Source organism: Actinoplanes sp. ATCC 53533 (assembly GCF_003947245.1).
Genome location: NZ_QHHV01000241.1, coordinates 21,845 through 29,118, shown reverse-complemented (window position 1 = coordinate 29,118; position 7,274 = coordinate 21,845). Strand labels below are relative to the sequence as shown.

Genomic DNA, 7,274 nt, shown 5'->3' with positions numbered 1-7,274 from the left:
CCACCGTCGGTCTGCACGGCAACCACTACGAAGTCGACGCCGCTCTGGTCGGGCGCAAGATCGAACTCGTCTTCGACCCGTTCGATCTCACCGCCCTCGAGGTCCGCTGGCACGGCAGATCGATGGGCAAGGCGATCCCACACAAGATCGGCCGGCACGTGCACCACAAGGCCCGCCCCGACGACACCACACCACCGCAGCCGGCGGTAACCGGGATCGACTACCTGCGCCTGGTCGAGGCCGAACACACAGCCGAACTGGCCACCAAACTGCGTTACTCGCAACTGGACGACGACCAACTGCCCGGCCAACTCACCCTGCCCGGCACCGACCCGACAGACGAGGTGCCGGCGTGATCGACAAACTGCAAGCGCACTACGGCTTCACCCGCACCCCGTTCGGCAGAGCCCTGGCACCGCAGATGCTGCACCGCCACGGCGGCCACGCCGAAGCCGTCGCCCGCATCGGCTGGTGCGTCACCGAACGCGCCCTCGGTGTGATCACCGGCGAGGTCGGCGCCGGGAAAACCGTCGCCATCCGCGCCGCCCTGGCCGGCCTGGACACCAGCCGCCACACGATCATCTACCTCGGCAACCCCGCCGTCGGTGGCCGCGGCCTCTACGCCGGCATCGTCGGAGCCCTCGGCGGCGTCCCTCGCTTCCACAAAGCCGCCCTCATCCCACAAACCGCCGATCTCCTCGCCGCCGAGGACCACGAACGCGGCCGCACCGTGGTCCTCATCCTCGACGAAGCCCACCTACTCGACACCGACCAACTCGAAGAACTCCGGCTCCTGAGCAACGCCGACATGGACAGCCACTCACCCTTCGCCGCCCTGCTGGTCGGGCAACCCACCCTCCGACGGCGGATCAAACTCGGCACCTTCGCCGCGCTCGACCAGCGCATCGCCCTGCGCTACACCATCACCGGCATGACCGCCGACGAAACCAGCAGCTACGTCGGCCACCACCTCAAACTCGCCGGCCGTTCCGACACCCTGTTCAGCGACGACGCCCTCGCCCTGATTCACCAGGTCTCCCGCGGCCTGCCCAGAGCGATCAACAACCTCGCCATCCAAGCCCTCGTCGCCGCCTACGCCACGAACAAGACCATCGTCGACGAATCCAGCGCCCGCGCCGCCGTCGCCGAAGTCACGACAGAATGACCACCACGCCGACACCGTGAACACCAGAACCCCGCCGGCGTAGCCGGCGGGGTTCTTTCACACCCAAACCACATCGTCACGCTCAACGACGCCGTCATCGCCATCCACAGCGTCGCTCAACAAGGGGCCAGCGGCCCTGCTTCGGTTGCAACAGGCCGCGCGGCGACCCTGACACTTTCCTCATATTCGTAGGGCATGGTCACCCGCAAGGCGACGGGAGCCCCTGATCGGCAGTCGAACTAATCAGCAACATAGCGAAGGAGCCAGGAAACATGGCGAGATTAATCCGGCTCATCTGCGCTGGTACCCTGTCGGTGGTCGCCCTCGTCGGATGCTCCGACCAGGCGGCGGACAAGGACTCCGCGTCTCCTGAGGTCGCGACTATTGCTGGCACGGCGGGCCCCGCCGCATCGCAGTCCAAGGTGCTTCCCACAGATGTGGGCGCCATGATCCGGATGGACATGACCGAAGCGGACAAGGACGCGATCTACAATACCTACTACTCCTGCCTCAAGACGCAGGGCGTGACAATGTGGGACAAAAGCATACCGAACAACAAGGACCTGATCCCAGTGGAAGACTGGGAGAAAACATGGCCGGGTGCGGTAACGGCCTGCAAGTCCAAGGAACCGTACCTGGATCCGATATTCGACAAGACCAGAAACCCGAAGCTCGCGGATCAGACCCGCGCCTGGATGAAGTGTCTCAACGAAGGCGGCGTTGAGGTAAGCGGTCAGTGGGATGCCGAGTTCTTCGACTTCGGCGAGGTCCGCCCAGGTGTCGACCGCCGTGCCGTCATGCAGGAGTGCTACAGAGAAGCGTACTACGACAACAATCCCTGAGCGGCTGATATTGAGGGACGATAACGTAAAGGAAATGCGGGTGTCGCTTTGGATGGACGGTCCCTGTGACGGCGACCCAAATTTCAGGCTCCGACCGACGGCAACTGATCGCGTCACCATGGGCGCGGTCGGGAAACGTAACGTATCCCCCCGGCAAGTATGTACCTACTTGCCGGGGAGACGCTGTCAGGTGGCCAAGGTCAGCTGAGGGGATCCAGGGTGATGTACGCCTGCTGCGGGCTGCCGTCGTGGACCAGCGACTCGTTTGCGCCGACGTCGTCGAAGGCGAACGCATATGCTTTTCCATTGGCCATCTGAGCGTGGATCTTGCGGGCGTAGTGGTTGGTGACGGTGTCCTGATAGAACGCTGACGGCACGTTGTACGGCTGGTTGGCGTTGGTCAGCAGTGTCGACCGGTTGTAGCCGGCACACAGTGTTCGGGAGATTGGCCCTCGAACCAGGTCGTTGGGCGCGTCGAGCAGTTTGTAGCAGCCGAAGATGCTGTCGGAGTCGGGTTTCTGGAATGACGTGACGACCGCGCCGGCGCTGTTGGTGAAGTTCATGACGTTGCCCGATACTCGGCCGTAGTACTTCGTGTTCGGCTGGTTCGCGAACGGCGTCACGGTCAAGGTCGTGGAGCTGTATTTCGTCCATACCCGATTGACGTAGTCGTTGAGTACGGTGGCCGGCAGTCCGCCCGCCTCGATGCCGTGCCCGGGCGCTAGCGCGCGCAGGATCGTCCCGTCCGGGCGGGTCCTGATCAGGTTGGCCCAGCCGCCCGGCTGGCCGCGCAGCGCGGCGAAGAAGCTGTTGTAGCCGCCGGACTTGAGGCGCCCGGTGTTGATCGTCGAGCCGTCGCCCTTCTTGACGCCGACCGCGTACGGCGCAGAGAACATGTCGACCTGGGTGCTGTTGATCCAGATGCCGTCGTTGTTCAGCGTGTACTCGGTCCAGTTGAACAGGATGTTCGCGTTGGGGTCGGTCGGGTTCTGCACTGCGGGCTGGACCAGGCCGCCGGTGGTGAGCTTGAAGACCAGTTTCTGACCGTACGAGAAGTAGACCCGGCCCGAGAACTTGGGCATGTTGATCGTGATGCTCTGCCCGCTGGCCGGGCCGACGATGGATGCGTCGGGCGCGGCTGTGGGCGGGTTGCCACCGGCCGGCCAGGCGTGGAACGTGCCGGCGGCATCGGCCCAGCCCTGCTGCCCGGTGGCCAGCAGCGTGCCGATGTTGTAGAGGTAGACCTGGTCGCCACGGCCGGAATTGTTGGCCACTTTGAGCGGGATGGTCGTGCCGGTGACGGCCGCGTCCGCACTGGTCGTGGTGGTGACGGCGAAGGCGATGGGCACGCCGACGGCTAGCGCCGTGACGAGGGCGAGCATTCTGGGTTTTCGCATGGGTGAACTCTCCTGAGGACGGGGGTGTGAGAGCGCTCTCAGGATCGATGAGCAGGCGATGCTTGTCAATAACTTTCTTAACAGTAAGTCGCCGACGACCGGGCGGCATCGGGCACTACTGGCCCCGAGCCGCCCGGTGTCCGAACTGACCGGCGACAATCTCTCCTCGGTTCACGCACATTGCGCCATCCGTTCTTGGGCCTGCACCAGAGCCCTGGAGGGATCAATCGTGAACGCCGCCGGACCAGCTAGTTCATAGTCAGGTCCGCAGGAACGGCGTCGCCATCGGCTGCATCGAAGCTCCGGTGGCACCGCGCAGCTTGCCGTTGTTGGCGAGGCTGACGACCTAATGCAGTAGCGCCGGTATCGGATCGGCGTGAAGCCATGCCATGCGCGTACGCCCGCTGATCAGCCTTCGCCGAACGCGTCCATCTCGCATTGGTCGACGAACTTCTGCTCGGATTCGGAGGGAAGGCCCTTCTCGAATGACAGGAATTTGCCCTCGGCCGTGGCCTTGATGCCGTGCGACTGAATGCACCTGACCCAGGCACGGAGTTTGTCCTCGTACAACGGATCGGTGCGCTTGGCGCGCTCCCACAGCTCCTCCGGGAGTTTGTCGACGCACTTCTCCGTCGCCCGTTCGCTCTCGGGGGCCGTCTTGTCGACGATCTCCTCGCCCTGGTAGATCTCCATCTTCGCTCCGTTCGCCTTTCGACATTCGTTCCAGAGCTGATCGAGGCGGTCCTTTTCCTCGTCGGACGTGTCGGGGCGGATCAGTGGGCGTTCCGCGGCGGCCGATGACGCCGCAGTGGAGGGGCCTTTCGTGCCGACGATGGTCGCGACATCCTGCTGCTTGGCGCCTTCGCTCGGTGCCGGGTTCTCGCCGCATGCGGCCAGTGCGGTGGCCGAAACAGCTGCGGTGATGAATACCGCGAACCGCCGGAAATTGGTGTTGTAGGTCATCCGGGTAGCGTGCTGAACGAATATGAGGAAGTTGTGAATGCGGTTCGAATCGAACGAAGTCGGCCACCGAAGGGCCGTGATCCACTATGGATCTACGGAACCGGCGTGCCGGGTTCTGGCTGCCTGTGCCGAGAGCCGGAGGCGGGCGGCTCGGCTGGTGACACTGCGGGTAGCCGGACAGTGAAGACAGACCCGGCGCCGGGTTGACTGGCGACAGATATGTCGCCGGCGTGGGCCTCGGCGAGCTTGCGGGCGATGGCAAGGCCGAGTCCGCTGCCCCCGGTCGCTCGGGTGCGCGAGCGGTCGGCACGCCAGAACCGGTCGAAGATCTTTGGCAGGTCGGCCTGGTTGATGCCGATGCCCGTGTCGGCGACCTCGATGACGAGTTGGCCGTCGATCAGATGAGAACGGATGGTGACGGTGCCGCCCGCCGGGGTATGGCGGATGGCGTTGGACACCAGATTGCCGACCATCTGACGCAGCCGTACCGGGTCGACGTTGATCTCGGGATCGGCAGCGGTGTGGGTGCGCAGTTGGACGCCGGCGGTCTCGGCGGCGCTGCGATGAGCGTCCGCGACCTGTTCCAGGGCGTCGTTGACGAATACGCCCTCGGGGTGGATGTGCAGGCTGCCGGCATCGGCGGCGGCGAGATCCCGGAGGTCGTCGATGATGTGCTGGAGCAGCACCGATTCGTCGAGCAACAGCATGAGCAGTTGCGGATCGGTCGGCGTGATGTTTTCCAGGGCGGCCTCAAGCCAGCTGCGGATGTTCGTCAGCGGTGTGCGCAGCTCGTGGGCGACGTCGTTGACCATCGCCTTGCGCTGCCGTTCCGTGTGTTCTCTGCGCTCGGCGAGGTCGTTGAGAGCGGTCGCGAGGTATCCGATCTCGTCGCCGGTGGTGACCGGTACGCGGGTCTGCGAGTCGACCGGCTGGCGGGCAGCCTCGGCGAGTGCGCGCAGCGGGCGAACCAGCCGTAGCCCGACGAGGACCATGACCAGGATTGCCAGCATCACCACCGCCCCGACCACTGCGACGATCCGCAACGTGTTCGTCCCGGACAGCGTGAACCTCGGCTCCGGCACGCCGCTGGTCGGATCGGTGACGAACAGCAGCGCCGGCGGCGCCACGAACGGCCGCAACTGCTGCTTGCGCTGGCTTTCCACGCAGGCCACGGCGGCGGGGTCGTCCTGCACCTTCTGGCCGTTGCCATCGTCTTCGGCGGTAGTCACCCTGAAGTCGGGTGTGATGTCCACGAAGGTATCCCCGTCGTCGGAGAGACAGTTCTTGACCAAGGTCTGCAACTTGGCCAAAGCAGCCGACTCGGTCCGGGTCGGCACGTCCGCGACGGAGTCACACACCTTCTCGCCGGGCACGAGGAACCTCTGGGTGCCGGGCGGTAGCACGACAATCGGCCGGCCACTAGGCGTTTCCCTCACGGCGCCGGTGATCTGATCAGTCGCGCGCAGGCAGCCGACCTCGTCGTCTGCCACCGTGCGCAGCCGATCGCGCTCCGCATCCGTCAGCCGGTACGGCCCCACCGCCCGCGGATCGATCTTCTCCGTCCCACCGGTCAACGCCTGGTCGAGGTTGAGCGCGTCGACGGTCGCGGACGGTCGGGCCGCCCGCAGCGATGGGCCGCTCGCCTTCGTGTCGGCGATGAGGGCGCGGTCCTCGTCGAGCAGGGTGATCCGCCGGCCGGTCTGCTCGGCGAGCTTGTCGATCTGGCCGGCGACTCCGGTCCAGTCCTTGTGGGTGGCAGCGTAGCCGACCAGTTCGCGGTACACGTTGGCGTCATTCGCCAGCGACTGTCCCTGTTCCTGCTGGATCGCGGAGGTCGTGGTGGTCACCGCCAGCCATGCGGTCGCGGCGATCGCGCACACTGCCACTAGTACCGACGTAGCGAGCAGGCGCACCACCAGGCTGCGGCGCAGCGGTATCCGGCGCGCCCGCATCAGCCGCTCCTGGCAGCTGTGAGCTTGTAGCCCACCCCGTATACGGTCAGCAGCCGGGTCGGGCGACGCGGATCCGGCTCGATCTTGCGGCGGATGTTCCGCACGTGCGCGTCGATGGTCCGGTCGGTCGAACTGCGGTCGACGCCCTTCGTGTGTTCCATCAGTTGAACCCGGGTGAAGATGCGGTCGGGCTGCCGGGCCATGGCCACCAGCATCGCGAACTCGCCCGGCGTGCAGTCGACGGGCCTCCCGTCGCAGGACACCTCATGCAGGGCCGGGACGAGGGTCAACCCGCCGACCCGCAACATGGTGGCAGCCGGGCCCGAGGTCTGTTGGGCCCGGCGCAGCAGGGTCCGTACCCGAGCCATCAGCTCCCGAGGGCTGTAGGGCTTGGTCAGGTAGTCATCGGCGCCTCCGTCCAGGCCGAGCAACAGGTCGTTCTCGCTCGACCTGGCGGTGAGCATGAGTATCGGCAGATCGGACTCCTGGCGCAGAATGCGGCATACGTCCCAGCCGTCCAACTCGGGCATCATCACGTCCAGTACCAGCAGGTCCGGACGCCACCGCCGGGCGTGCTCCACGGCGGCGCGTCCGTCGTGCACGACGAAGGCGTCGTGACCTGCAGCTGTCAGGCACCGTCGGAGGATCTCAGCGTGTCTTGCGTCGTCTTCGGCGACGAGAACATGTGCGCACACGCTGCGACTATACGGAGATGTCCGCCAGCAAGATCAGGGCCGACATCTGGCGGCCGAAATTCACACCTTCCTCAAATTTGCTGCCCAGGATCGGTACCCATGCATCATTTCGCTGACGCGGTGCCTGCCAGCCGCCTGCCCAAATCTGGCGCCGTGTTACCTCGCCGTGACCGAGAGTCCACAGGTCTGCGCGTCATGCGGACCGCTCCGCGGCGGACCGGCCCAATCCGGTGGGAAACAGCCACGCAGCCGAATGTGGG

General features: G+C 65.5%; 7 protein-coding genes. 3 read left to right on the top strand and 4 right to left on the bottom strand.

Annotated elements, in window-relative coordinates; all coding sequences use genetic code 11:
* The 3 genes from DMB66_RS61870 to DMB66_RS51185 form a co-directional block, all read left to right on the top strand.
* Positions 1 to 356, top strand: a 356-nt coding sequence (locus DMB66_RS61870) for a hypothetical protein (RefSeq protein ID WP_199753132.1), incomplete at its 5' end; no start/stop codon positions are given.
* Complete coding sequence (locus tag DMB66_RS51190; protein WP_125811357.1) at positions 353 to 1,165, top strand: ExeA family protein; 813 nt, start codon at positions 353 to 355, stop codon at positions 1,163 to 1,165. The genes DMB66_RS61870 and DMB66_RS51190, both read left to right, overlap by 4 nt.
* 272 nt (positions 1,166 to 1,437) lie before the next feature.
* The gene (locus tag DMB66_RS51185) at positions 1,438 to 2,007 is read left to right on the top strand and encodes a hypothetical protein (RefSeq protein ID WP_125811356.1); all 570 of its coding nucleotides are present in this window, start codon (positions 1,438 to 1,440) and stop codon (positions 2,005 to 2,007) included.
* A gap of 200 nt (positions 2,008 to 2,207) precedes the next feature.
* Here DMB66_RS51185 and DMB66_RS51180 read toward each other — a convergent pair whose 3' ends face one another.
* The 4 genes from DMB66_RS51180 to DMB66_RS51165 form a co-directional block, all read right to left on the bottom strand.
* Positions 2,208 to 3,404, bottom strand: coding sequence for a glycoside hydrolase family 64 protein (locus tag DMB66_RS51180; RefSeq protein ID WP_125811355.1), 1,197 nt, complete (start codon positions 3,402 to 3,404; stop codon positions 2,208 to 2,210).
* A 408-nt stretch (positions 3,405 to 3,812) separates the two neighbouring features.
* Positions 3,813 to 4,367 carry a hypothetical protein gene (locus DMB66_RS51175; RefSeq protein WP_125811354.1) on the bottom strand — a complete coding sequence of 185 codons (555 nt, stop codon included), beginning with the start codon at positions 4,365 to 4,367 and terminating at the stop codon, positions 3,813 to 3,815.
* Positions 4,368 to 4,459: 92 nt separating this feature from the next.
* A complete protein-coding gene (locus tag DMB66_RS51170) occupies positions 4,460 to 6,319 on the bottom strand; it encodes a cell wall metabolism sensor histidine kinase WalK (protein WP_125811353.1) in 1,860 nt (619 codons plus the stop codon).
* Positions 6,319 to 7,014, bottom strand: coding sequence for a response regulator transcription factor (locus tag DMB66_RS51165; protein ID WP_125811352.1), 696 nt, complete (start codon positions 7,012 to 7,014; stop codon positions 6,319 to 6,321). The genes DMB66_RS51170 and DMB66_RS51165 overlap by 1 nt, the downstream gene beginning before the upstream one ends.
* Positions 7,015 to 7,274 lie beyond the last annotated feature (260 nt).

Bases quoted from the DNA above. Each gene is read 5' to 3' on its own strand.
- DMB66_RS51185 (WP_125811356.1), top strand. From the start codon at position 1,438: ATGGCGAGATTAATCCGGCTCATCTGCGCTGGTACCCTGTCGGTGGTC.
- DMB66_RS51180 (WP_125811355.1), bottom strand. From the start codon at position 3,404: ATGCGAAAACCCAGAATGCTCGCCCTCGTCACGGCGCTAGCCGTCGGC.
- DMB66_RS51175 (WP_125811354.1), bottom strand. From the start codon at position 4,367: ATGACCTACAACACCAATTTCCGGCGGTTCGCGGTATTCATCACCGCA.
- DMB66_RS51170 (WP_125811353.1), bottom strand. From the start codon at position 6,319: ATGCGGGCGCGCCGGATACCGCTGCGCCGCAGCCTGGTGGTGCGCCTG.